This is a genomic window from Psychrosphaera sp. HA2-10, from assembly GCF_055693745.1.
This window is the reverse complement of record NZ_CM146341.1, coordinates 3,033,760-3,057,882: the sequence shown is the minus strand read 5'-3', so window position 1 is coordinate 3,057,882 and position 24,123 is coordinate 3,033,760. Positions and strand designations below refer to the sequence as shown.

Annotated in this window: 25 protein-coding genes; 7 read left to right on the top strand and 18 right to left on the bottom strand. The window is 39.6% G+C overall.

Annotated elements, in window-relative coordinates:
- Window positions 1-18 precede the first annotated feature (18 nt).
- The 4 genes from ACZ1GV_RS13900 to cobO all read right to left on the bottom strand — a co-directional run bounded on the left by ACZ1GV_RS13900 (window position 19) and on the right by cobO (window position 6,087).
- Entirely contained in the window at window positions 19-3,135 is a 3,117-nt protein-coding gene (locus tag ACZ1GV_RS13900) for an error-prone DNA polymerase (protein WP_472674692.1), read from the bottom strand.
- Window positions 3,132-4,538, bottom strand: a complete 1,407-nt coding sequence (locus tag ACZ1GV_RS13895; RefSeq protein ID WP_472674691.1) for a Y-family DNA polymerase — start codon at window positions 4,536-4,538, stop codon at window positions 3,132-3,134. Before ACZ1GV_RS13895 ends, ACZ1GV_RS13900 begins: the two co-directional genes overlap by 4 nt.
- A 17-nt stretch (window positions 4,539-4,555) precedes the next feature.
- On the bottom strand, window positions 4,556-5,296 hold the full coding sequence (locus ACZ1GV_RS13890; protein ID WP_472674690.1) for a translesion DNA synthesis-associated protein ImuA: 741 nt from the start codon (window positions 5,294-5,296) through the stop codon (window positions 4,556-4,558).
- A gap of 179 nt (window positions 5,297-5,475) precedes the next feature.
- Complete coding sequence (gene cobO, locus ACZ1GV_RS13885) at window positions 5,476-6,087, bottom strand: cob(I)yrinic acid a,c-diamide adenosyltransferase (protein WP_472674689.1); 612 nt, start codon at window positions 6,085-6,087, stop codon at window positions 5,476-5,478.
- Between the two features lie 192 nt (window positions 6,088-6,279).
- Between cobO and fusA the strand changes: the two genes are divergently transcribed.
- Both fusA and rluF read left to right on the top strand, forming a co-directional pair.
- A complete protein-coding gene (gene fusA, locus ACZ1GV_RS13880; protein WP_472674688.1) occupies window positions 6,280-8,367 on the top strand; it encodes an elongation factor G in 2,088 nt (695 codons plus the stop codon).
- Between the two features lie 200 nt (window positions 8,368-8,567).
- The gene (rluF, locus tag ACZ1GV_RS13875; RefSeq protein WP_472674687.1) at window positions 8,568-9,308 is read left to right on the top strand and encodes a 23S rRNA pseudouridine(2604) synthase RluF; all 741 of its coding nucleotides are present in this window, start codon (window positions 8,568-8,570) and stop codon (window positions 9,306-9,308) included.
- Between the two features lie 110 nt (window positions 9,309-9,418).
- Here rluF and ACZ1GV_RS13870 read toward each other — a convergent pair whose 3' ends face one another.
- Entirely contained in the window at window positions 9,419-10,738 is a 1,320-nt protein-coding gene (locus tag ACZ1GV_RS13870; RefSeq protein WP_472674686.1) for a DUF5610 domain-containing protein, read from the bottom strand.
- A gap of 206 nt (window positions 10,739-10,944) precedes the next feature.
- On the opposite strand from ACZ1GV_RS13870, the gene ACZ1GV_RS13865 reads away from it, so the two are divergent.
- The 4 genes from ACZ1GV_RS13865 to ACZ1GV_RS13850 all read left to right on the top strand — a co-directional run bounded on the left by ACZ1GV_RS13865 (window position 10,945) and on the right by ACZ1GV_RS13850 (window position 14,289).
- Window positions 10,945-11,925 (top strand): glutathione S-transferase family protein, encoded by a 981-nt coding sequence (locus ACZ1GV_RS13865; protein WP_472674685.1) that lies wholly within the window; start codon window positions 10,945-10,947, stop codon window positions 11,923-11,925.
- A 111-nt stretch (window positions 11,926-12,036) separates the two neighbouring features.
- Window positions 12,037-12,957: a citrulline utilization hydrolase CtlX gene (ctlX, locus tag ACZ1GV_RS13860; RefSeq protein WP_472674684.1), complete on the top strand. Its 921-nt coding sequence runs from the start codon at window positions 12,037-12,039 to the stop codon at window positions 12,955-12,957.
- Between the two features lie 85 nt (window positions 12,958-13,042).
- Window positions 13,043-14,056, top strand: a complete 1,014-nt coding sequence (locus ACZ1GV_RS13855; protein ID WP_472674683.1) for a hydrolase — start codon at window positions 13,043-13,045, stop codon at window positions 14,054-14,056.
- Window positions 14,053-14,289: a YheU family protein gene (locus ACZ1GV_RS13850; RefSeq protein WP_472674682.1), complete on the top strand. Its 237-nt coding sequence runs from the start codon at window positions 14,053-14,055 to the stop codon at window positions 14,287-14,289. The genes ACZ1GV_RS13855 and ACZ1GV_RS13850 overlap by 4 nt, the downstream gene beginning before the upstream one ends.
- Here ACZ1GV_RS13850 and cysQ read toward each other — a convergent pair.
- Together cysQ and nudE are read right to left on the bottom strand one after the other, a co-directional pair.
- Window positions 14,261-15,091 carry a 3'(2'),5'-bisphosphate nucleotidase CysQ gene (gene cysQ, locus ACZ1GV_RS13845; RefSeq protein ID WP_472674681.1) on the bottom strand — a complete coding sequence of 277 codons (831 nt, stop codon included), beginning with the start codon at window positions 15,089-15,091 and terminating at the stop codon, window positions 14,261-14,263. The two genes, ACZ1GV_RS13850 and cysQ, sit on opposite strands and share 29 nt — an antisense overlap.
- A gap of 150 nt (window positions 15,092-15,241) precedes the next feature.
- A complete protein-coding gene (nudE, locus tag ACZ1GV_RS13840; protein ID WP_472674679.1) occupies window positions 15,242-15,814 on the bottom strand; it encodes an ADP compounds hydrolase NudE in 573 nt (190 codons plus the stop codon).
- Window positions 15,815-15,874: 60 nt separating this feature from the next.
- Here nudE and yrfG point away from each other — a divergent pair, with 60 nt between their 5' ends.
- Complete coding sequence (gene yrfG / locus ACZ1GV_RS13835) at window positions 15,875-16,534, top strand: GMP/IMP nucleotidase (RefSeq protein ID WP_472674678.1); 660 nt, start codon at window positions 15,875-15,877, stop codon at window positions 16,532-16,534.
- An 80-nt stretch (window positions 16,535-16,614) separates the two neighbouring features.
- Here the strand turns inward: yrfG and ACZ1GV_RS13830 are convergent, their stop codons facing one another.
- The 11 genes from ACZ1GV_RS13830 to gspG all read right to left on the bottom strand — a co-directional run bounded on the left by ACZ1GV_RS13830 (window position 16,615) and on the right by gspG (window position 24,114).
- Complete coding sequence (locus ACZ1GV_RS13830; RefSeq protein ID WP_472674677.1) at window positions 16,615-17,172, bottom strand: DUF3833 domain-containing protein; 558 nt, start codon at window positions 17,170-17,172, stop codon at window positions 16,615-16,617.
- Window positions 17,173-17,186: 14 nt separating this feature from the next.
- On the bottom strand, window positions 17,187-17,777 hold the full coding sequence (locus ACZ1GV_RS13825) for a chalcone isomerase family protein (protein WP_472674676.1): 591 nt from the start codon (window positions 17,775-17,777) through the stop codon (window positions 17,187-17,189).
- A gap of 3 nt (window positions 17,778-17,780) precedes the next feature.
- Window positions 17,781-18,305 carry a DUF2878 domain-containing protein gene (locus tag ACZ1GV_RS13820; RefSeq protein ID WP_472674675.1) on the bottom strand — a complete coding sequence of 175 codons (525 nt, stop codon included), beginning with the start codon at window positions 18,303-18,305 and terminating at the stop codon, window positions 17,781-17,783.
- A 111-nt stretch (window positions 18,306-18,416) separates the two neighbouring features.
- Window positions 18,417-19,178, bottom strand: a complete 762-nt coding sequence (locus tag ACZ1GV_RS13815; protein ID WP_472674674.1) for a type II secretion system protein N — start codon at window positions 19,176-19,178, stop codon at window positions 18,417-18,419.
- Window positions 19,178-19,678 (bottom strand): type II secretion system protein GspM, encoded by a 501-nt coding sequence (gene gspM, locus ACZ1GV_RS13810; RefSeq protein ID WP_472674673.1) that lies wholly within the window; start codon window positions 19,676-19,678, stop codon window positions 19,178-19,180. Before gspM ends, ACZ1GV_RS13815 begins: the two co-directional genes overlap by 1 nt.
- 1 nt (window position 19,679) lies before the next feature.
- Window positions 19,680-20,903, bottom strand: coding sequence for a type II secretion system protein GspL (gene gspL / locus ACZ1GV_RS13805; RefSeq protein ID WP_472674672.1), 1,224 nt, complete (start codon window positions 20,901-20,903; stop codon window positions 19,680-19,682).
- Window positions 20,884-21,921, bottom strand: a complete 1,038-nt coding sequence (gene gspK, locus ACZ1GV_RS13800; protein WP_472674671.1) for a type II secretion system minor pseudopilin GspK — start codon at window positions 21,919-21,921, stop codon at window positions 20,884-20,886. Before gspK ends, gspL begins: the two co-directional genes overlap by 20 nt.
- Before the next feature lie 2 nt (window positions 21,922-21,923).
- Window positions 21,924-22,616 (bottom strand): type II secretion system minor pseudopilin GspJ, encoded by a 693-nt coding sequence (gspJ, locus tag ACZ1GV_RS13795; RefSeq protein ID WP_472674670.1) that lies wholly within the window; start codon window positions 22,614-22,616, stop codon window positions 21,924-21,926.
- A complete protein-coding gene (gspI, locus tag ACZ1GV_RS13790; protein WP_472674669.1) occupies window positions 22,609-23,025 on the bottom strand; it encodes a type II secretion system minor pseudopilin GspI in 417 nt (138 codons plus the stop codon). The genes gspJ and gspI overlap by 8 nt, the downstream gene beginning before the upstream one ends.
- Entirely contained in the window at window positions 23,025-23,624 is a 600-nt protein-coding gene (gspH, locus tag ACZ1GV_RS13785) for a type II secretion system minor pseudopilin GspH (RefSeq protein ID WP_472674668.1), read from the bottom strand. Before gspH ends, gspI begins: the two co-directional genes overlap by 1 nt.
- A gap of 40 nt (window positions 23,625-23,664) precedes the next feature.
- Window positions 23,665-24,114 (bottom strand): type II secretion system major pseudopilin GspG, encoded by a 450-nt coding sequence (gene gspG, locus ACZ1GV_RS13780; protein WP_472674667.1) that lies wholly within the window; start codon window positions 24,112-24,114, stop codon window positions 23,665-23,667.
- Between the last annotated feature and the right edge of the window lie 9 nt (window positions 24,115-24,123).

Here is a 24,123-nt window from a genome sequence, read left to right as displayed (position 1 = left end):
AGGTTTTAACTTCTTATTTTAATGGAAGTCCCTACTAATAATCTGCAAGTCACTCATCTCACTTGATAAATCGATGAGCTTCCCGGCAATAACATGAATTACATTTCCTTCACGCTCTAGTATGCCTTTTACTTTTACCAGTTTAGACGTTAAAAATGATTTTTTCTGCGCTTTTGCGGTTGCGGCCCAAACAATAACATTCGTATTTCCAGTATCGTCTTCTAGTGTCATAAATGTTATACCCGCAGCTGTTCCTGGGCTTTGTCTTCCCGTAACTAAACCCACAACTGTTACGATGGATTTGTTTCGACAGTGAGGTAATTCGCTTGCAGGCGTATACCGACCTAACAACCCAGCTTTCCTTAAGAGTTGCACTGGGTGAGCATCAAGACTAAGACTAGTTGAGGCGTAATCCTCTAGCATTGATGCTACTTTACTTGGACTTTCAATGATTTCATTGTAAGCACTCTCGTTAGCTTTAAATAGTGGCAAGTCACTTTCTTGATTCATCAGTTTCCACCTAGTGTTATAGCGATCGCCACTAATAACGCTTAATGCATTGGCGCTTGCTAATAACTGTAAATCTCTCTTAGTGATTTGCGTATCTGTAAGTTGAGAAAGAGATTTGAACCCTTCTGCATAATCTTTTCGAATACTTACAATTGTCTTTGCCGTAGCCTCAGATAAGCCTTTAATCATTCGATATCCAAGTCTTAATAAAAGCTTATCATTATCCAGTACCAATTGATGATCCCAGCATGAGTGGTTAATACAAATTGGTAATACAATTACACCATGCCTTTGAGCATCTTGTAATAGCTGCGAAGGGCTATAAAAACCCATTGGTAAACTATTTAGCAACGCACAATAAAAAACACTCGGATGGTAATATTTTAACCATGCAGAAACGTAGGCTAATAAAGCGAAACTTGCGGAATGTGATTCTGGAAATCCATATTCCCCGAAACCACAGATTTGCTGGAATATTCTATTCGCATATTCTTCGGTGTAACCTCTGTCTGCCATACCATTTATAAGCTTGGTCCTAAACCTTTCTAACTCGCCGTCTTTTTTCCACTTCCCCATTGCTCGGCGTAATTGGTCGGCTTCTCCTCCTGAAAACCCTGCGGCTACCATGGCAAGTTTAATAACTTGCTCTTGAAAAATAGGCACTCCTAATGTTCGAGATAATACCTCCTCAACTTCTTTTGATGGATACTCAATCTGTTCGTCGCCATTCCGACGGCGTAAATAGGGGTGCACCATTCCTCCTTGAATTGGACCGGGTCGAACAATGGCGATTTGAATTACTAAGTCATAATAAGTTTTAGGCTTAAGTCTAGGTAGCATGCTCATCTGCGCTCTCGACTCTATTTGAAAAAGACCAACGGTGTCAGCATCCTGAATCATCTTGTAGACATTTTTATCATCTCCACCAGCTGTAATATCGTTAATACTCAGGTTTTTTTGATACAACTCTTTGATATAATCAAATGACTTCCTAATAGCAGTTAGCATCCCAAGGGCTAATACATCTACTTTAAGCAGGGCTAGACTCTCTAAATCATCCTTGTCCCATTGAATAACCGTTCGACCTTCCATCGCAGCGTTTTCAACTGGAACTAACTCATGCAATGGACCCGATGATATGATGAAGCCACCAACATGTTGGGATAAGTGCCTAGGAAAGCCTTTAATTTGTTCAACTAATGAAACGAATAGTCGTCCTTTTTTAGAATCAACCGCCAAGCCTAACTCAGATAGCTGTGATGACCATGACTCAGAGCGATCTCGTCGATTAATATTTTTGATGAAAAAATCTAACTGTAGCTCTTCAAAACCCAGCGCTTTTCCTACGTCCCTAATAGCACTTTTTGTTCTGTAAGTTACAACGGTGGCGGCAATAGCAGCATGGTTTCGCCCATACTTTGAGTATATATATTGAAAAATTTCTTCTCGACGTTGATGTTCAAAATCAACATCAATATCTGGCGGTTCGTTGCGCTCTTTGGAAATAAATCGTTCAAATAGAACATTAATCTGAGAGGGATCTACAGCTGTAATTTCTAAACAGAAGCAAACTACTGAATTTGCGGCCGATCCACGACCTTGGTATAGAATTCTCTGACTTTTTGCAAATTGCACTATGTCATAAATGGTTATAAAAAAATGTTCATATTGCATCTCTTTAATTAAATACAATTCTTTATCTATTAAATTTTGAATATTTTGAGGTATGCCGTTTGGAAAACGAAATTTGGCTCCTTTTCTAACAATTTTATTTAGATATTGAGTTGGAGTTAAATTAACCGGTATTAATTCAGATGGGTACTCATATCTCAGCTCTCCTAAATCAAAGTTGCACTGACTCGCAATATGGACAGAAGCTTCTATATATTCTTTTTTATATAATTTTTGTAATTTGAATAGGGGTCTTAAAGTTTGTTCGGCATTACTAATTGCATCTCGACCTAACTTATCAACTTGTGTTCCTCGTTTAATAGCCGACAACACATGCTGAATAGGAAGACGACTCATGTCGTGCATTAACACTTGTCCACATGCTACGACGGATAAATTATAGGTCGACGCTAACTTCTCACAGTTATTAATGTAGCGATGTTCATTTTGTAAAAGTTTTCTAGTAATACCGATATACAGACGCTGCTTTATCGATTTGTTAAGTCTAAGTAACCAGGCCACATTAAAAGTATCTGTTGCTATTTCGCCACTTGCATGCCAAATGATCAAACACTCACGAACCGACTTTAAGTCCCATGCATTAAGCTCATATGTTCCTTTATTACATCGACGCCTAGCATTGGTAATCACTCGGCATAATTCTGCATAGGCTTTACGATTTGGACAAATGAGGGTAAGTGATATTTTTCCCTGATAATTAAAATAACTTCCTATTATTAACTTTATATCTAAGTGGCTTTGCTTGATATGAGAATAAGCTCTAACCACACCCGCAACAGAGCACTCATCGGTGATTGCTAATGCTTGGTATCCGAGCCTTGCAGCTTGCTCAATATGCTCTTCTGGTGTTGATGCGCCTGTTAAAAAAGAGAAATTGGAAAAACAAACTAGCTCAGCATAATCTAGCTTATGACTGACGTCTTTATCGTTCATGAAAACCATCCATGAACAAACCAATCCTGACAAGGAGTGCGATAAACCCAAAGCCACTGACCTTTGCTATTTTTAGCAATGAAGTAATCACGGTATATAAGTCTATCAGCCCACCACCTAGTTAAAATACGTTCGGGTCCGTGGATTAAGGTTACCTCTTCAACGAGCTCTTTCGGTGTAGCTTGTAAATAACTCGGTCTCAACAAAAGGTTACTAGCCTTGTTTAGTGGAGATGTGGCTGGTTGATGTACTTTGAACGTAAGGCCATTAACTTGTTCTGGATTGATAGTTTCTTGATAGATAGGTCGACCGACAGATGTATTACCGAGTTTAGCAACTAACTGATTTAACAGCGAAGTCGTCTCTAGTTTTGTTTGTTTATCACTAAAGATGTCATTCATTCTGTGCTCAAATGGCTGTAAGTCTGAGCATTTCACTTTTATGGTAACCACGGGCTCTGCTAATTTTACAGACTCCAAATGAAGCCTAATTAAACTAAGCCATTGTGCTTTTCTATACTCACCACCAGCGGCTTCAATCGTAAAGTCTAAACCCTCATCGTATCGGTATAACAAACTAAATATGAGCTGATGGGTAACTAAGTTCCTATTTTTTAGGTATTCCTCCAGTTCTTGTAACAAGGTTTTTATTGGATGAATAAGTATTTCTGCATTTGATATTTCATATAATAACTCGAGTGTTCTCTGGTAACGCCTTGTTGGAACAAAGAGAGCCATTGGGTACTTAATTTGCCCTGACAGCTGCCCTAGATATTTAAATACAGACAAGTCGAATCTTTTCGATAATGCTTTTAAGGGTATATTGAGCAATTGACCGATGTTATTTAAACCGACTCTACGAAATTGCTCTTTTTGTTTATGTGTTACATCGAGATAGCCGACCGGCAAATCATAAAGGTACTTCTGTGCCATATCTTGCTTTTCGTAAAGTGTATTATGATTAGAAAGGGCTAATAACTTAGCGACCAAAGGGCTACTGGCTGAGCTATATGAATATGAAAGCTTTAATACAGACAATTGATTGGTAATAGCCTGCCAATACTTATATACGTTTTCATATAATCTCAGCATAGTATCTATTCTGATATAGATACCATGAGGTAAATCTAAGCAAATATCAGCGGTATACTTATAAAGTCGGTTAGCAATATCATTTAAACGTTCCTCTTCAATTTCTTTTTTATACTCCAATACTTTTATATTAGCTGTCATCGATATAGCCATTGCTAGGCCCATATCTATTTTTATTCCCATGTTTAGTGCTACATTATTTAGCTGAACAACACGCATGTTTATATTATCAACGATGATTACCGCCTGTGTATTGTCAGCTTCTGTACTATCTAATTGCAAAGAGTGGAAATTTAAGTAGAGCCAAAGCATGACAGATCATGACCTAATTAGTTATTAACGATATTAGGGAAGGCAATAACATTATTGCTTTCGTTGCTTAATTTTATTTGACCTACCGTCGTTAACTCACCCCACTTTTGATTCATATCAACGACAAAGGCTTTCGACGCTGTGCCTCCTTTTTGCTTATCTACTTTTACTTTTATGCCACTCGGATCTGGAAAGAGTGACAAGCTAAGCGCACTTGGCAATGATAAAAACTCTGTCTTTGAAGTGTTGGAATAGTGATTAACTTTTTGATTTTGAAGATGGGTATACCTTATCAAAACGAGACTTGCGCCACCTCGTTCACAAGCCAACATTAATCGCCTTACTTGCTTTATAGATAATTGTGCCTGCCATAACACAACCGTGCTACAGCAACCGCTACTCAAAGCCTGTTCGGTAGCCCAAAGTGCCTTTTTCTCGTCATAAACAGGAAGTATTAATGTTGATGTTAGTTCCAATCCATTCGCTAGTAAGAACTCCGCATTTAATTGAATAGGTGGAGCGATAAAAACACACTCTTGTTTTTCAGCCTTTTGTTTATTAACCAAATATGGGAATAAAAGCCTAAGTTCACCAATGCCTAATGGTGTTTTTAGCTCAATGATCCCTTCTGCCGGAAAACCACCATTAAGAGTTTTATCTAGCTCGTCGTATTGTGTGGAGACTTTACAAATATGATTATCATTTTTACAACCATACCAAAGTAAGCCTTTATTTTGATATTCATCTAGTTCTAACATAATACCACCTACTGTTTATTTATACAGTATAATAACAGTTAAAATTTATGCAAAGCGATAAATAAAAAAAGCCACCAATTGGTAGCTTTCTGTTTGAATTATATGGTGTTATTTTAATCGTGCTGTAATGCCGTGGTGATATTACCTAGGGTTTTTAAAAAGAACTGTGTTAAACAATATCAGTAGTCAAAGCCTTGTAACGCCTTAACTCCTGAATCAAAGGCATGTTTAATATTTTTTACTTCACTGACGGTATCTGCCGCTTCAGCCAACTCACGATGGGCCGCTCGTCCTGTAACGATAACAGATTGCATTTTAGGTCTATTAGCTATCGTTTCTAATACTTCTTCTAATGGTAAGTACTGATATGTAATCATATAAGTCAATTCATCTAATAACACGACATCAATTGATTCATCTTGTAAAAATACTTTGGCTTTTTGCCATGTTTCCAATGCAGCTTTTGTATCACTTTCACGATTTTGGGTATCCCAAGTGAAGCCGGTTTTCATAACAGTAAAGGGTACACCCAGCTTTTCTAGTAGGTTACGTTCACCGCATTCCCACTCTCCTTTAATAAATTGCGCCACCGCCGCTTTTTTATCATAACCAACACAACGGGTAACAACCCCAAACCCTGATGTAGATTTGCCTTTACCATTTCCTGTTATAACTTGAAAAATGCCCTTTTCCACCTGAGCAGACTCAACTCGTTGATCAACTTGTTCTTTCAAACGCTGCTGACGTTCTTTATGTTTTTGATCTTTAGTTTGTTGTGATTCTTCGTTCATCATTTTCCAAAAGTTATTCTACACTGTTATCCATACAGATTAAGTAAGGACTTGGGCCAATGCAACTAACAAAATTTAATAAAAATCCACAAATATAAATAAATTTTTACGAAAAGTGTGCTGTTCTGGTTAATTAATGATAGAATCCGGCGGCTTTTTTTAACCAACTTATTGAGAAGATAGAGTAAGACAATGGCTGACTTATCGAAGTATAGAAATATAGGTATCTTCGCTCACGTAGATGCTGGTAAAACCACTACAACTGAGCGTATTTTGAAATTAACTGGTCAAATCCACAAGACTGGTGAAGTACACGACGGTGAGTCAACAACTGACTTCATGGAACAGGAAGCTGAGCGTGGTATCACTATCCAGTCAGCGGCAGTAAGCTGTTTCTGGAATGATCACCGTTTTAACGTTATCGATACTCCTGGACACGTTGACTTCACAGTTGAAGTTTACCGTTCTCTTAAAGTATTAGACGGTGGTATTGGTGTATTCTGTGGTTCTGGTGGTGTTGAGCCACAATCAGAAACTAACTGGCGTTATGCGAATGACTCTGAAGTTGCACGTATTATCTTCGTAAACAAATTAGACCGTATGGGTGCTGATTTCTACCGCGTAGTTAAGCAAACTAAAGACGTACTAGGTGCTAACCCTCTAGTTATGGTTCTTCCTATCGGTATCGAAGACGAGTTCTGTGGTGTTGTTGACCTATTATCACGTAAAGCATACATTTGGGATGACACAGGTCTTCCTGAAAACTATGAGATCACTGACATCCCTGCTGATATGGTTGACAAAGCAGAAGAGTATCGTGAAATGCTTATCGAAACTGCTGTTGAGCAAGACGATGATCTTATGGAAGCGTACATGGAAGGTGAAGAGCCTTCAATTGAAGACATCAAGCGTTGTATCCGTAAAGGTACTCGTACAATGGACTTCTTCCCTACTTACTGTGGTTCTGCATTCAAAAACAAAGGTGTTCAGTTAGTTCTTGACGCTGTTGTTGATTACTTACCGTCTCCTACAGAAGTTGATCCTCAACCTCTTACAGATGAAGAAGGTGAGCCGACTGGTCGTCACGCAATCGTTTCTGCTGACGAGACATTCAAAGCACTAGCATTCAAAATCATGGATGACCGTTTTGGTGCACTTACGTTCGTACGTATCTACTCTGGTACATTGAACAAAGGTGACACAATCATGAACGCTGCTACAGGTAAAACTGAGCGTGTTGGCCGTATGGTTGAGATGCAAGCAGATGAGCGTAAAGAACTTACTTCAGCACAAGCGGGTGACATCATCGCTATCGTTGGTATGAAAGGTAACGTTCAAACTGGTCACACTTTATGTGATCCTAAAGACCCAATCATCCTAGAAGCAATGGTATTCCCTGAGCCAGTAATCTCAATCTCTGTTAAGCCTAAAGATAAAGGTTCAACTGAGAAAATGGGTATTGCGATTGGTAAAATGGTTGCTGAAGATCCAACATTCCGTGTTGAAACTGACCAAGATTCAGGTGAAACAATCCTATCTGGTATGGGTGAACTTCACTTAGACATCAAAGTTGATATCTTGAAGCGTACTTACGGTGTTGAATTAGAAGTTGGTGAGCCTCAAGTTGCATACCGTGAAACTATCACGAAAGCAGTTGAAGATTCATACACGCACAAGAAACAATCTGGTGGTTCTGGTCAATTCGGTAAAATCGATTACCGTATCAAGCCTGGCGAACCTGGTTCTGGTTTCACGTTCACATCAACAGTTGTTGGTGGTAACGTACCTAAAGAATTCTTCCCAGCAATCGAAAAAGGTTTTGCTGGTATGATGGAAACTGGTGTTCTAGCTGGATTCCCTGTTCTTGACGTTGAAATCGAACTTTACGATGGTGGTTTCCACGCAGTCGATTCATCTGCAGTAGCATTCGAATTAGCAGCACGTGGCGCATTCCGTCAATCAATTCCTAAAGCAGGTGCACAACTACTTGAACCAGTAATGTTAGTAGACGTGTTCACTCCTGAAGATCACGTTGGTGATGTTATCGGTGACCTTAGCCGTCGTCGTGGCATGATCGCTGGTCAAGAGGCAGGCGCTACTGGTGTTCGTATTAAAGCTGACGTACCACTTTCAGAAATGTTTGGTTACATCGGTTCACTACGTACAATGACTTCAGGCCGTGGTCAGTTCTCTATGGAGTTCAAAAACTACATGCCTTGTCCAAGCAGTGTTTCTGACGAAGTAATTGCAAAAGCTAAAGAAGAGAAAAACGCTAAGTAATTAGCCTCTATTTCAATTTAGTATTAAAAGCCTGCCTTGTGCAGGCTTTTTTGTGTCTATAATTTGCAGTTGCCAAACGCTAGTCCGTTAAATAAGACTTGTGCTACAATTCGTCCATAAAATAGATTCAAAACTAACTTAGAGTTATGTTTTATACGCCATCGATAGTCTCCAATTAATACTCTTTAAATAGGCTTACAGTGACTGAACAACAAGGTAAAAGACTCAATAAATTCATTAGCGAATCGGGATATTGTTCACGACGCGAAGCGGATAAACTTATTGAGCAAAAGCGCGTTAAGATAAACGGGAAACTTCCTGAGCTCGGTACCAAAGTACTTGATGGTGATATTGTTACAGTTAATGGTAAAACGATTAACGCCAGTGCTGAAAATAAATCTGACCGTGTTTACATTGCCTACAATAAGCCTATTGGTATTACGTGTACTACCGAGCGTCACGTTCGTGGCAACATCATAGATGCTATCAATCACCCTGAACGAATTTTCCCTATTGGACGCCTAGATAAACCTTCAGATGGTCTAATATTTTTGACCAGTGACGGTGATATTGTTAACAAGATTTTGCGCGCTGAGAATGCACACGAAAAAGAATACGTTGTGGTTGTAGATAAGCCTTTAAATGAGCGCTTTAAAAGTCGTATGGAAAAAGGCATTCCAATACTTGGAACAGTGACAAAACCATGCCGAGTGAAATTACTTGGACCTAAGAAATTTTCTATCATTCTTACCCAAGGGTTAAATCGTCAAATTCGTCGTATGTGTGAGTATTTAGGATTTGAAGTTACTAAGCTACAACGCACTCGCATTATGAACGTCGACTTAAAAGGCCTAAAGCCTGGACAGTGGCGTGAGCTTACTAATCAAGAAATGAATCAAATCAATAAAGCCGTTGCAGGTTCTAAAAAAACAGCCGAATAATTAGCCTTATAGTCAGACCTCTGTAGTAAAGCCAACAATCGCATCAAAACGATGAAAAAGCCTTAACTACAAAGGTCAGTTAAGCTGATATTTTATTAATTAACGTCAGCTCACTCTTCACTACTAGGTGCTCGAAGCAACTCCAGACGACTTGACCACTGTTCAATAATGGAAGTTGAAAAAGAAGCAAAGCCTATTGTGTAGTCTTGCTCTTCAGGCTTATTCAATAAGTCCATTTTTTGGAATAAGTCCGATAGTAGATCTCTTGGGTGAGCAAACAAGTCTTCAGTCTTAGCAAATTCACCTTTCAAGTCAGCAGCAAAATTCCCTAATGGTTCTAACTGTCTTAAAGCTGCAGCACCGGGACGCTGAGAAGCTTGCTCTGACTGATAAGCCTCCACAGCTTTAACGCTTGTACTTTGACTTAAATCCAGTGCAAAACCACTGATCTCAGACGAGTCATATTCTAACTCCAATGCCTTGTTAATAGCTTCTTGCATGTCACCGTCATAAAAGTCCGCCGACAAACTATTAATTTTTTCTAATAAGGCATTAATTGCTTCTAGTTCGTCTTCGTCTAAATCACCATCAATACTTAACGAGAACTGCTGCTGACTGACTACTTCACTGTAAGAATACGCATAACTACCACTATATGAATTGCCAACGCCTTGGCCCCGACTAGAAAAACGGCCACTACCAGACTCAACCGACGCACCTAAAAAGGCACTGGCATTAATCTTAATCGTGTCGCCATCTCGTGTTTCAAGTTCAAACTCAAAGGAGCGAGACTCTTTTGACTGCAAAGACTGAAATAAGGCTTCGCCTATACGCGCCGGCGGAACTGACTCTTCTGCTGAGTCATCCGGTACATTTAAACTGACTGGCTTTTCAATGACACTCTGACTTTCACCTAAGTACTCATTCGCAAGTTCAAACAACCCTTCTTTAACTTTTTGTGCAGTTAAAGAAATGTCACTTTCAACATCGCCTTCTAACAATCCCATGTCAGACAAAATACCACTGGCTTCTTCATAACCTTGTTCGAAACCTTTAAGGCCTGCTTCTATCCGGCTTTTTAATTGCTCCGGTGTAGCACCATCGGCTTTGTCCATTTTTAAGCGATTTGTAATAAACCCAAGTATTGCGCTAGATGATGCCTCGGCACGTTTGTCTCTTTGTTCAATAGCCGCTTGCTCTAACTTATTAGGTTTTGGGTCATGCGGAACTGAAATTGATTGCTGCACACGTTTTTGCACCGTTTGATGAAAATACGAAAAGCTCGTGCTTGAAGTTGCGCCAGACAAGGTCACGAATGACGCTGGCGGTGATTTTTTAATTTGCTGTTGGCCATTTTGAGAATTTAGTTCGCCCTTACTGCTGGGTTTACTCAGCCAATTTTGTAATTGAGTTGGGTCGAATTTAATCATTTTAATATACCTAATGGTTGCCTAGCATTAATATCGGCTGACAGGCTGTAAAATTGAGTGAATTATATACAAATATAACGTTTTTATTTTAACCTGTTGATCAATAATTGCATTTATTCGAAAGGAATATGCCAATTTTACTAATTATTCAAGCAATCCCCCTTTGCTACACTGTTTACATAAACTAAAAATGAACAGAGGGCATCATGGGATTACTTGTTGACGGCACTTGGAAAGACAAATGGTATGACACCGATAGTAGTGATGGTAAGTTTGTGCGAGAAGACGCTCAATTGAGAAACTGGATCACACCAGATGGCTCTGCAGGTCCTAACGGACAAGCAGGATTTAAAGCCGAAAAAGGTCGCTACCATCTTTACGTTTCTTTAGCCTGTCCTTGGGCTCACCGAACTTTGATCGTTAGAAAGTTAAAATCGTTAGAAGACTATATAGATGTATCAATTGTAAGTCCTGACATGCTAGAAAACGGCTGGGAGTTCGATAAACAGAATCACAGTACAGGCGATGCCTTATTTGATTCGAAGTTTATGCATGAGATTTATACTCGCAATAAAGCCGACTATTCAGGGCGAGTCACTGTACCCGTCCTCTGGGACAAAAAGCAAAACCAAATAGTGAGCAATGAGTCTTCTGAAATTATCAGAATGTTTAACTCAGCATTCAATAAACTAACTAACAATTCACTAGACTTATATCCAACGTCTAAACAAGCGGAAATAGATGAGGTTAATGACTTTGTTTATCACAACATAAACAATGGCGTTTATAAATGTGGGTTTGCGACCCAACAAGCGGTGTATGAAAAAGAATACACCAAACTATTTGATGCACTCGATGAAATTGAACAAAGACTAACAACAAATCGTTATTTAGTCAGTAATACCATCACTGAAGCAGATTGGCGTTTATTCACAACCTTAATTCGTTTTGATGCGGTTTATGTAGGTCATTTTAAATGCAACAAACGCACAGTAGAGAGTTATCCACATTTATCGGCTTATGTTCGTGAATTGTATCAATGGCCTGGTATTGCTGAGACCGTCGATTTTTACCACATAAAACGACATTATTACTTTAGTCATACTATGATAAACCCTACCCAGGTAGTTCCGGTCGGTCCTGCAATCGATTACACCCGAGCTCATAATCGAGATGAAATCGGTTAACGCTGAATGGTTAACGGTTACAAGCGAGAATATTTGTATAATGATTAATTATGGCCTTACAATAAGGCCCTAATTTTCTGACGTTGTGTCTTTTATCAAATAGGTAACATCATGAGCCAAGCACCAAGTTCAGTGGTTATGATTAGGCCACACCATTTCCAGCCAAATCCACAAACTGCAGCTGATAATAGCTTTCAAAGTGAAGCAAATAATGATGTCTCGCTAACGACATTAGCCTATCAGCAAGTGACTGACATGGTAGCGAAACTAGTAGCACATGGAATAGACGTTAACTTATTTGACGACACAGGTACCTCTACCCCTGACTCTGTATTTCCCAATAACTGGTTTTCTACTCACGCTGACGGAAAGATAGCAATTTATGCCATGTTCCCTGAAAATAGACGCTTAGAACGGCGTCCAGATATAATCCAGCATCTGATATCTAAATATCAAGTAAACCAGATTATTGATTACTCACCAAATGAACATCAAGCTCGGTTTTTAGAAGGTACTGGCGCGATGGTCTTTGATCACTCGGCTCGCATTGCCTTCGCCGTTCGTTCCAACCGGTGTTCTGATCAACTGTTTTATGAGTTTTGCCAACAATTCTCATATCGCCCAGTCCTGTTTGATGCGGCAAACAAAGATGGTACACCTGTGTATCACACCAATGTGATTATGACTGTAGGCAGCGATTACGTGCTATTGGCGACCGAGATGATCAAAGACCCAGAACAACGCTCTATTGTTCTTGAGGCTGTTGAATCCACCGATAAAATAGTAATTCATCTTAGTGAGCAACAAATAGAACAATACTGCGGTAATGCCTTAGAATTATCTTGCGGTCAAAAAAAATACTTAGCGCTGTCAAATACGGCGTTTAACGCATTAACCAATGAACAACAACATACACTTTCAAGTCGAGTAAACCTCTTACCTTTTGATGTAAGCGCAATTGAATATGCGGGTGGTTCAGTACGCTGTATGTTAGCAGGTATTCACTTACCAAAAAGAACCGGCTATAAATAACTAAACCGGTTTTAAACTTGAACTGTATAGGTACAATACAATAGAATTGTTCGCCCTCATGGTGAGGCTGTAAAATGAGGATTGCATGATAATCAAATCGACATTTAAACCTGCATGGTGGCTTAATAATCGCCATTTACAGACAATTGTGCCTAGGTTTTATTCTGTCCCAAATACTTTTAAACCTTTTGAGCAAGAGTTTGCTTTATCAGATGGTGACTTCGTAGAGCTTATCTGGAGTCAGTCACCTGCTTATATCAATGAAAATACACCTATTGTGGTCGTTCTCCATGGCTTAGAAGGCTCTTTTGACAGCTTTTATGCAAAGCGAATGATGAATGCCATCCATCAAAAAGGTTGGGTTGGCTTACTTATGCAATTTCGTGGTTGTGGTAAGAAACAAAACCGCTTGGCAAAAACTTATCACTCCGGTCAAACCGAAGACGTATCTGAGTTGATAAAATACGTAAACAAAAAGTTTCCTACTAATCCGCTATATAGTGTTGGCTTTTCACTAGGCGGAAATATGCTCGCAAAGTATTTAGGTGAAGAAGGTGAGAAGTCGGTATTATCGGGCGGTATTGTCATTTCTGCGCCACTGGATTTGTCACTGTGCGCTCACGCAATTGGGCAAGGCTTTTCGACCGTATATCAAAAGTATTTAGTAGATAAGTTAAGAAATAAAACCAAAGACAAGCTTGCGCTCATGAAAGAGCGTTTTCCAGTAAAAGTATCTGCCGAACAGTTAGATGAAATCAAAATACTTACTGAGTTTGACGAAGCTGTTACCGCGCCAATTAATGGTTTTGAAAGTGCAGCTGACTATTATGCAAAATCGAGTGCAAATAAATTTTTGGGCTCAATAGCAACCCCGACGTTAGTTATTCACGCAACAGATGACCCGTTTATGACCCCTGAGGTTATCCCTAGTGAAGAAATGCTCTCTAGTGCGGTTCGATTCGAACTAAGTAAATCTGGAGGCCATGTAGGTTTTATCTCAGGATTAAACCCTTTGAAACCAGTTTTTTGGGCTGAAAAGCGAACAATTGAGTTTATTCAACAAGAGCAACTTAATAAATTTGGACACACATTCGCATGATAATTCCTTGGAAAGACCTTAGTAACGAAGCGTTAGAGGGCATTATTGAAGAATTTATAATGCGAGAAGGTACTGACTACGGAGAAGTCGAGGTCTCGTTTAATGATAAAAAAGACCAGCTACTGCAACAGTTAAAAAGCGGAGAGGTTGTATTGGTTTTTTCGGAGTTACATGAAACTGTAAATCTGATGCCAGCTAAAACTTTTAGTCCCGACGTGAGTCGTGCGGGATGATCATAGTTGACCAATCCAAAGATTGGTCTGCCGCAACAATAAAGTCCGGGTTTAAAAATGACTCTCTTTCGTTATAGCTTAAAGGTTTAAATTCCGAGTCAATAATACGCCCACCAGCTTCTTCAACAATGATTTGAGGCGCTCCAGTATCCCACTCTCCCGTCGGGCCTACTCGAATGTACAAATCCGCTTTACCTTCAGCAACCAAGCAAGACTTTAATGCACAGCTGCCAAGAGAAATAAAACTTAAGTCAACACCGTCACTAATGTACTTAGTAATTGAATCTAATTTTTGAACTCGACTAATAGCAACCGTCAGAGAGTGCTTAGCGGTATCGATCTTATTACCACTGATCTTTGACGTTGACGACTTTGTTTGCTTAAACGCACCTTGGTCTTTAGTAGCCCAGTAAGTGTCTTCTGTAACCGGAGCATGAATAACACCTAACACAGGTTTATTGTTTTGTATCAGTGCGATATTAACAGCGAAATCGGGACGGCCGGCTACAAACTCTTGGGTGCCATCAAGTGGATCAACAAGCCAATATTCAGCCCACTGTTTGCGGTCACTAAATACTAACCCTTCACTTTCTTCAGAAATAATCGGGATATTTGGAGTAAGGGACTGTAATGATGAGATAACAATATCATTTGCGGCATAATCTGCGCTTGTTACCGGAGAATGATCGGATTTATCGTACTGCTCAAAATCACCGTCTTCAAAATATTCTAATATTGCGATGCCTGCTTTAATGGCAATATCTTTAACGTCTTCGACTAGTTTTTTGAGATCTGTTTCCATGGCTATTCCGACCGCAACATTCAATTCTGAAAGAATAGTAGAATTTATCTGCCAGCGCCTAATTAAACAACCTAAAAGTCTTTGTTTGATTATAAATTAAACACAACTACAGATTTAATGAGCAAACTGACGGAAAGCTGATAATTCTAATTACTTTATCAGCTTCTGCGCTAAGAACAACGCCGCTACAGAACGAGCTTCATTAAAATCTTTGTGTTCTAATAATTGTTCTGCGTGGTCCCAGTTCCAAATGACTTTTTCTAATGGTTCTGGCTCATCACCCACGAGACTCTCTTCGTATAAATCGAACGCAACATAAATATGCATTTGAGCGCTAAAGTAACTTGGCGCTGTAGAAACAGTTTTCAACTTTACAAAGCGTTTTGCGCCGTAGCCGATTTCTTCTTTTAACTCTCTATTTGCAGCTTGTTCAGGCGTTTCTCCAGGGTCAATTAAGCCCTTTGGAAAACCAAGCTCATAACTATGAATGCCGGCCGCATATTCACGTACTAACATAAACTCATTATCGTTCAAGCATGGAACAACCATAACGGCGCCACGTCCTGAACCTTTCATTCTTTCGTATTGACGCTTCTCTCCATTAGAAAACTCTAAGTCTAACTGTTCAATTTTAAACAGCTTACTTTGTGCCACCAGCTCACTGCCATGTACCTTTGGTAAACTTGGAGACTCTGAAATTGAGCTTATTTTTTTCCCTGCCATAACTACCTTCTGCTAGAATCATTTTATTATCTAACTATAACCACTAAAAATTAGAAATCTATGCTTAATTGGCAGAACATTGATACCGTACTTCTTGATATGGACGGCACATTATTAGACCTACATTTTGACAACCACTTTTGGCTAGAGCATACACCTAAAGCATACGCTCAAGTTCATGACATGCCTTTAGAGCAAGCAAAGGTGTACCTTAAAGAACAAAACGACGCAGTGTACGGTCAGCTTGAATGGTATTGTTTAGATTATTGGCAACGTGAACTGCAATTACCCATTGTGGACCTAAAGCGAGAAATCCAACACCTTATCCAACTAAGAGAAGATACTATTCCGTTTTTGGATGCACTTAAAAATGCCAATAAACAGGTAGTTTTAGTCACAAATGCACACCCAGACTCATTGAGTTTAAAAGTCGAACGTACTCAACTTGATAGCCACATAGATCACCTGATCTCGTGTCATCAATTTGGCGCCAGTAAAGAAAGCCAGTCTCTCTGGACACAACTGCAACAGTACTTGAACTTTGATCCAGCACGGACTCTGTTTGTAGATGACTCAGAGCGCATTCTTCACTCTGCTAAAGAGTTTGGCATACAACACCTATTGGCAGTAGCAAACCCAGACAGCAAACGTGCCGCGGTGCCTATTAATGGATTTGTAAACGTTACAGACTACCGCACCTTACTAAACGATATCAGCTAAGTTAAACGACCTTAGCTCTTCGCAACATTAGCCATTCGTTAAAGGAATACCATTAGCGTCTTCTATTCGATAGAAGCTCACTACTTGTTACAGCTGCGTAATGGTTTTTCTTTATCAAAAAATATCGTTATATCAGCAACGGTAATGCCAAACTTTTTCATGGCCGTTTTATTCATTAACCGATATTCATCTAACTGATACATCCAGTCATCCATAGCAAACGTGTACTCTGTATCGCCAAGATTTAGATTTAAGTCATATTTCCAGTTAAATGCAAAACCGATTGCCTCGCCACTCGCGTCGCCGTCAACGTCACCAGCAGTTCCGGTATATATACCTTGGTTATTCTTCTCTAATTTCCAAACTCGACGGTCAGTTTCACCATCATCATAATAAAAATATTCATCTAAAACGCCGGATTTACCATTAGCAGCATCTTTCCAAGTACCAGTCATCTCAACACAAAAGCGTCGAGTAACTTTATCGCTATAATCTTGGATCATTCCCCAAGCTACTACTTCGCCATCAAAAAAAGTATCTAGCTCAAACTTAGGACTGGTATTTTGGTAGTCTTCAACACTCGTGCTACACCCTAGTAACAGCATACTCGCTACTATCGAACACAAAAAATTTTTCATCGTAGAGTCCTTTATTAATAAGAGAGTAATTGCTTACGCAACTTCGGCTCAGAAGTATCATCTGACAGCCAAATATCTAAAAATATTTTGCCAAACTCGCCACCCTCATGCTCGGCTAAAAAACGGTTGTTATAGAAGAAGACGCTACGGTCTGAAAACATATAAAGCGCTAACCGATCACCTTCTTTTAAATTTGGCCAAATCTCGTTTAGCCAACCTACATACGGCCGGTATTCTTGCTCCGCGATCTTCAAATGCTGCCATTGTTCAACGGTGCTATCTACCAAGTCTTTTGCTTTGATGTCCCGTTTATATCTAATTTCTAACACTAAAGGTGCCTGTTCATACCATTTCTTGCTGGACACAAATTTACCCGACTGGTTATATAGATAACTGTCATACACGTCCCAAAATAAATAACTAAACTCCGCTTTTCCTGACAATTTGTACGACTCACCATTTGATAACGTTAGCTGGCCTTTTTCTGTCGAGTAAGTCACTGAATCAAAGTTTGTGGTTTTAGAAAGCAAAATTGGTGAGAAAAGCAATAACGACGTCAGCGTTACAAGCACTAAGGCGGTATTAGCAATTTTGAGTTTTAACATCGATTATGCCTCATTTTTTACTGTGAAATTTGAATCAAACTTTTCGTTTAATTTTTTTGAGCACTGAGATAGCAGTAAAAATACCGGCCCCCAGATAATAGAAAACACAAAAAACGTCCACCAGAAGTCATTCGGCGTTTCAATCGCACCGAGTCTTGCGCCAGCTAAATAAGATAGCGGTCCACTTATTGCCCCACCAACAAAAGCGAGTAGAGGCTTTTGCTGAAAGTAAGACAAACTATGATTTAACGTCATCCCAAACGCCGCCCATATTAAGACCAACCAAGGAGGGATAAGGAAGTCGACAACAATACCGTGATTAAATGAAAAGACCCCATAAGCCATCACCAAAGAATCAAGCACCAAACCGGTGATGATGCATAATGCGATGATTACCATATCCTTTTTTAAAAAGTGAGTCTTGTAGAAGTGAAAAGCTATCAGCAAAGCACCAACCGGCACAAAACTATTGCCAATGAAGATGCAACCAAACCAAATCGTCTGAAATAAAATAAAATTTAAAATCATGCACTAAATCCTGTGTGAACTCTTTGTTCTACGGACTTAGTCTCAATATAGTTCAATGTAGAAAGGCCGCACAGATGTACGGCCAACTTTATGTTTTTATTTGCGTAGGAGTTAGAGCTTTATAGGGTAGCGCCCTTGCATGTCTATTTGAGAGAACATGCTTATTCCTTTGTGAATATCTTGCGGTAAACTTTCTGATGGCTTTACATAACCTTGAAAACTAAATGATTCTGGTGAAACTATGGTTGCATCACCTTCTAAACCTAGTTCGTTATTGCCATCAAATTGAGCCACGATGGCTCCTGTGTTACAACTTAGTTGCGCCGTTATTGTCCCTAGCGACATTGGCTGCCCAAAAATCACTTCCGCTTTTGTCCACAGTAGTTCACCTTTTAATTCATCACACATCATTTGAGTCTGTGATGGGTCATTAACGGAACTAACTTGATAGTTGTCTAACTCTAAAATGACACGCCCATTTAGCTCACTAGTCGGAATAGGAAGCTCTGAACGGATACTACTAGCTGGCGCTCGCAAGACAACATCCGATAATGACAATGTACTGAAACCTAATGAAATATTAGCCTTACCACTTAGTTGCTGTGCATTACGGGCTTGACCAAACTTTATTTCATAGGACAATTTTCCGGTGAATAAGTCTGCTACTTTTACTTCCCATGTAAGATTTGTAAACTGCCACTTATCGACTTGAATAGCTTGAGCGTTACCAGACCAAAGTGTGCCCTTCAGGTTTTGTAAGGCAACGTGGTTAGGTATTGCTATATACTTAGCAATAATACTAATTGGCGTATATAAAACTAAAAAAACGATAAAAGTCCCTATAAACAGAACTAACAACTTTTTAAACGACATCAATTACGCTCCAAGTCTAATCGTCTTACTCGTACAACACCCGCTACATCCGATTTAGATATGTCTATATTACTTGCATGAATTCCATGCTTATTTTTTAGCTCCGTAAGCCAGACCATCAACTGATTAAAGTTAATGTCATCCAGCCCTACTTTTACATTATCAGCAGTTTGTGGTTGCAATCGAGCCAAAGTAATTCGGTTTTTACGTGCCGTAGAGTTAATAACTTGTGTCATTGACGATGTATTACCAATCGAAGAAGGGTTTTGTCCTGACTGCTTAATGATGGCGATTTGTTGTTTTGCCCAAACATTAAGCTCTTGTTGACTGGAGAGTTTCTTCTTTGAATCAGCTAAATTATTGGCAACCGAAGAGTATGTAGATGCCAAAATAAAAATAATAAAACATATACCTAATAATAAAATAAGGCGTTGTTCACTTTGTGATTTCGACTGATATAAAGCGATTAACTTTTGTTTAAAATCGGTAATTCCAGCCATATTATTTCGCCTCCTTAATGCTTAACGAGCCTGTAACAACATTGCCTTCGTTATTCACGGCGCCTGGATTTACTAATAAGCCGGTTTCAGAAATAGCGACTCGAAAACGCTCAAAATCTTGGAATGATGGCGCCACCGCACTTAACCTAAGTTCGCTGCGCTTACCGTCAAACCGCAGATTTTCTACCTTAACACTTTGGAATGACTCAAAAATTGGTGTGAGCGTATTCATTACCGCTAAGTAGTCAAAATTACCATCCGAACTTACGTTACCAGATACTGCATTGACCTTTGACTGCAGTTGACGCTTTAATAAATTTACTCGTAGCTTTTCATTCGGAAATGCTGCGCGATACATATCTACCAATTCAGTTTTAGCTGTTTCTAACCTAGACTGATTTTGTTGCCACTGCGCAATCATCATCACAAATTGAATAACTAATAACACACCACCGAGCACAATCACAGGTCGCCAAATTAACCACGCTTTACTCACTGGTTTTTTCGGGGCAAATTCGCCTTGAAGTAAATTCCATTTTTGTTTTGCCGCTTGCTGAGCCAACAGCAACATTGGCAATTCAGGATCTTCTGCTATCAAATTTAAATTTTTATCTGTATCGGCGGCCACATCCAACAACATTTGAGGTAGAGGACTAAAGTAATGTAGTGATTTATCCGACAGCTGCTGAGCGTATAACGCTAACCAATCTTTCTCTATGAAACAGCCTTGCCACTTACCTTCACGAATCAAATACCCACCAGCTAACTCAACTAAGGCGAGGTGTGAATCTTCGTCTGATAGTGGTAAACACAGCACCTCAGGCAATATATGCTGAACTGCAATATCGTGCTCAGACAAAACACTCAACCACTCACCTAACGTGGCTTTATTAACCACGGCAATGTTAACAAAGTATTGCTGTTGTTCTTTATCAAAGCCGGTTTCTTGGATAGCAAAGTGCAACTTATCAATATCTTCAGCTAAATCATCTTCCAACATAAAAGGAAGTGCTTTGAGGATCTGACGTGTCGGCTTCATTGTTGTAATGTGCCTAATAAGGCGTACATCACCGCTGTTAGCAATTACGGTAACCTGACGGCCTTGGGCATAACGAGACAACGAGTCCAGTTCAGCTTGCCCCTGTAATTCACCAGAGACAATTATTTCATTATTTGAATCAGACCAAACTAGCCACGGGATCGGACTAGTCTTTTGGCTGCTCATCCTCAGGATTAGCTTTTCGCTCAACTTCCCCTCCAAATCGACGCCCAATTACCCAAGCCTGATACTGATCATCCAATTGGATGAGGCTTGTTAATGCAAATTTGACATCGTTATAAGTTGCATTTGTTATAAGTTTAAAAAACCTGCTAGAGACAGTAAATAAACTGCGATCTACCGAAGCTATGTTGTTAATTGACTTTACTGGCGCTAATGCCCAAAAGTCATTGATATCAGTAAACCCTTTGTCAGGTCGCTCTGCAATAATTTCTTGTGCCGTAGCCTCATCAATATTTAGCATTGCCATGAGTAACTCAGGCTCATTTTCTTTTATGGTATTCACATTAATGGCTAATTGATGATGTTGCGGAATTGCACATACATACTTTTTAATTTTGTTCAGTGTTAACGGATCAAACCCTGCTATCACTCTAAGTTCGTTTTCATGGGCTAATGCGCTATTTGCACTTAAATATGGAAACTCCATTGAGGCATACATGTCCCCGTCATAACCGCCGGCTTCTGTTGCATAATCATCCGGGTCAATCCAGTCGTAAACGTTGTTTGCCAAATCTTCTAGACTGACATCCGACTCTACTTCTAAAGAATCTAGTAACCGAACAAAAATATCTCGCCGATACTTTTGCTGCGTCTTATCCATATTTGGTTGCCATAAACCATTTAAATTTAAACAACTATATAAATCGATGACCTGACCTTGTATCACGCCGTTCTTAACAGGAAACGCCATTCCTTCCGTTGCCCAACTCTGGCCTAAGTGGACAACATCATCGTCGTCTTCTAACGTTGCCGATAATAACATCTTAACAAAACTTTCTGAGCCTTTAGCATACTGAAATGCCTGTTGCCTATCGAATAAGTTTTGAGCTCTGGCAATACCAAGTCGTTGAGTTTGCATTAGCTGAGAAGCAATAATTACGCACAAAGCGACGATCAACATCACCGAGATAAGTGCAATACCTTTTTGTTTTTTTACATTAACACGATGCGCTGAATACATAATTAACGCTCCGCCTTATTGTCATCATCATTTGATGAATCAAGATCATCATTTGCCGAATTAGCACCAGATGGAATTGGTGTTACGTTAGCCGTTTTCTCAACAAAGGCAAACATACGTTCAATATCACCAAATGCTTCTGTGACAAATGCCAATTTGATTAACGTCGGTAAACCCGAATCTGGCAGATCTTCTTGCCATTGATTATCGTAAAAGTAACTTAGTCGTAAATCACTGACGCCATCTATGAGATTTTGAACTCTTGGCTCTTCACCGGTGTCTGCATCAACAAAGTTAAAATACAAACGTTGTAATTTACCTTCATAAACTCGGTAACCGACAGCTTGCAATTCACTTCTAGGTAATATCATTGCTGGATTAATCCAACCATCCCTAATAAAGGCAAATCCTTGCTCTTCAGAGTCGAGTAAATAAGGCTGTGCTATAAAATACTGTTCGATTGGCGGCTCACCATTTAAACGAATTTTACGCTGAACAACTTGCTGTAAGTCGTTTTCTATAAACATCATCGCTCGTTGAATATTTGTGAGTTGCTGGGTTTGACTTTCAATATGGTCTTTACCCGTTATTGTAGTGTTCAGCACCGAATAAGTGGCAACACCCAACATGGCAAATATAGCTAATGACAATAACATTTCGATTAGAGTAAACCCACGATTCCTAACGCTAATCATTGTCACTTACCTTGTTATGAACAACATAAGTCTCTAAGTCAAAAATACTATTTTCGCTATCTTCGGTTTCATACACAGAAACGGTTACGGAGCGCATTTTCGAGTCAGCGGTCTCAACCACGGTTTGACGCCAAAACCAAGTCACGCCAGCCATTTTAGCCTCGCCTTTTTGATTTTGTCGTGGTGGCCAGGCTTTTTCTACCTGCAACTCTACTAAGCGGTTTTGTGCAACCCACGATGCAAAAGTCATTTGCTGTAATTGACCAACATTATTGGCACTTTGGCTAATGACGCCGAGTATGGAGGCACTTGCATAGGCAAAGATTGCTAGTGCCAATAACATTTCAACTAGCGTAAACCCTGACATTTTGGGTTTTATATGTAAGGTTGGTTTGATACGCCTAGTCATTATCGTTCGATATCTCGCTGCGCTTGTGGATCATAAAATTTCACTGGCGCCGTGAACAAGCCTTGGATCACAAACATGGCGTCGTTTTCCATTGTCGGTAATTCAAGTTCGATCTCAAATGATGATATTTCTCCAGAAGAAAGAATAAATATTTGAGGAAATGCCAACTTTTTCTCCTCATCACTGAGGTCCGTTTCGGCGTTTAAGGTCTCTTCATCTATGAGTTGCACAGCGCTTAATAAGTTTTTTTCTTGCCATGGCAAACCGTCTAATTTCAACGTGAGTATTAAGTTTTCATTAAGGGGTTCAGTATCAAAGGGGCGTTTCGTTATTCGAGCCCACTTTTCGCCATCATAGATTAAAAACGCATATTGCTGATCAGATACCGCAAGCCCAAGCTGCTGGTTATTTACTACGGCATACTCAGACGCTAAATTAATAAGTGCGGTGAGCTTTTGAGATTCTTTTTCAACCAAATCATAAGCATTTGGTGCAAGACTAGGAAAACGCACAAGCGATACTAAATAACCAATGATCACAATAACTAACATGAGTTCTATTAGCGTGAATCCTTGGTTTTTTTTAAATCTAGAGGTCACCTCTACACTTCCTAGTTTTATTGGTGGGTTAGCCGATTATTTATAAGTATTCGTCGGCGTTCCAGTTACCAATATCGTCTTCTGTACCCGCTTCACCGTCTGGCCCCATTGAAAACAAATCGTATTGACCCATTTCACCAGGGCTAACAAGTTGATATTCGTTACCCCATTTATCCACAGGGACTTTTTTCAAATAACCGTTCGCTGGATAGTTGCGAGGAATAGGCTCCATTTCCGGTTTAGTGACCAGTGCTTCAAGGCCCTGTTCTGTCGTTGGATAGGTGCCACCTTTTAACTTATACATGTCTAAAGTCGACTCTAAGTTACGAATTTCAATTGCTGTACTTTGCAATTTAGCTTCGTCAGATTGACCCATTAAATTTGGTACAACTAGACCGGCTATCATGCCTAAAATGGCAATTACGATCATAACTTCTAACAAGGTAAAGCCTGTTTGTTTATTTGCGTTTGTTTTTTGAAACTTTTTCACTGGATACTC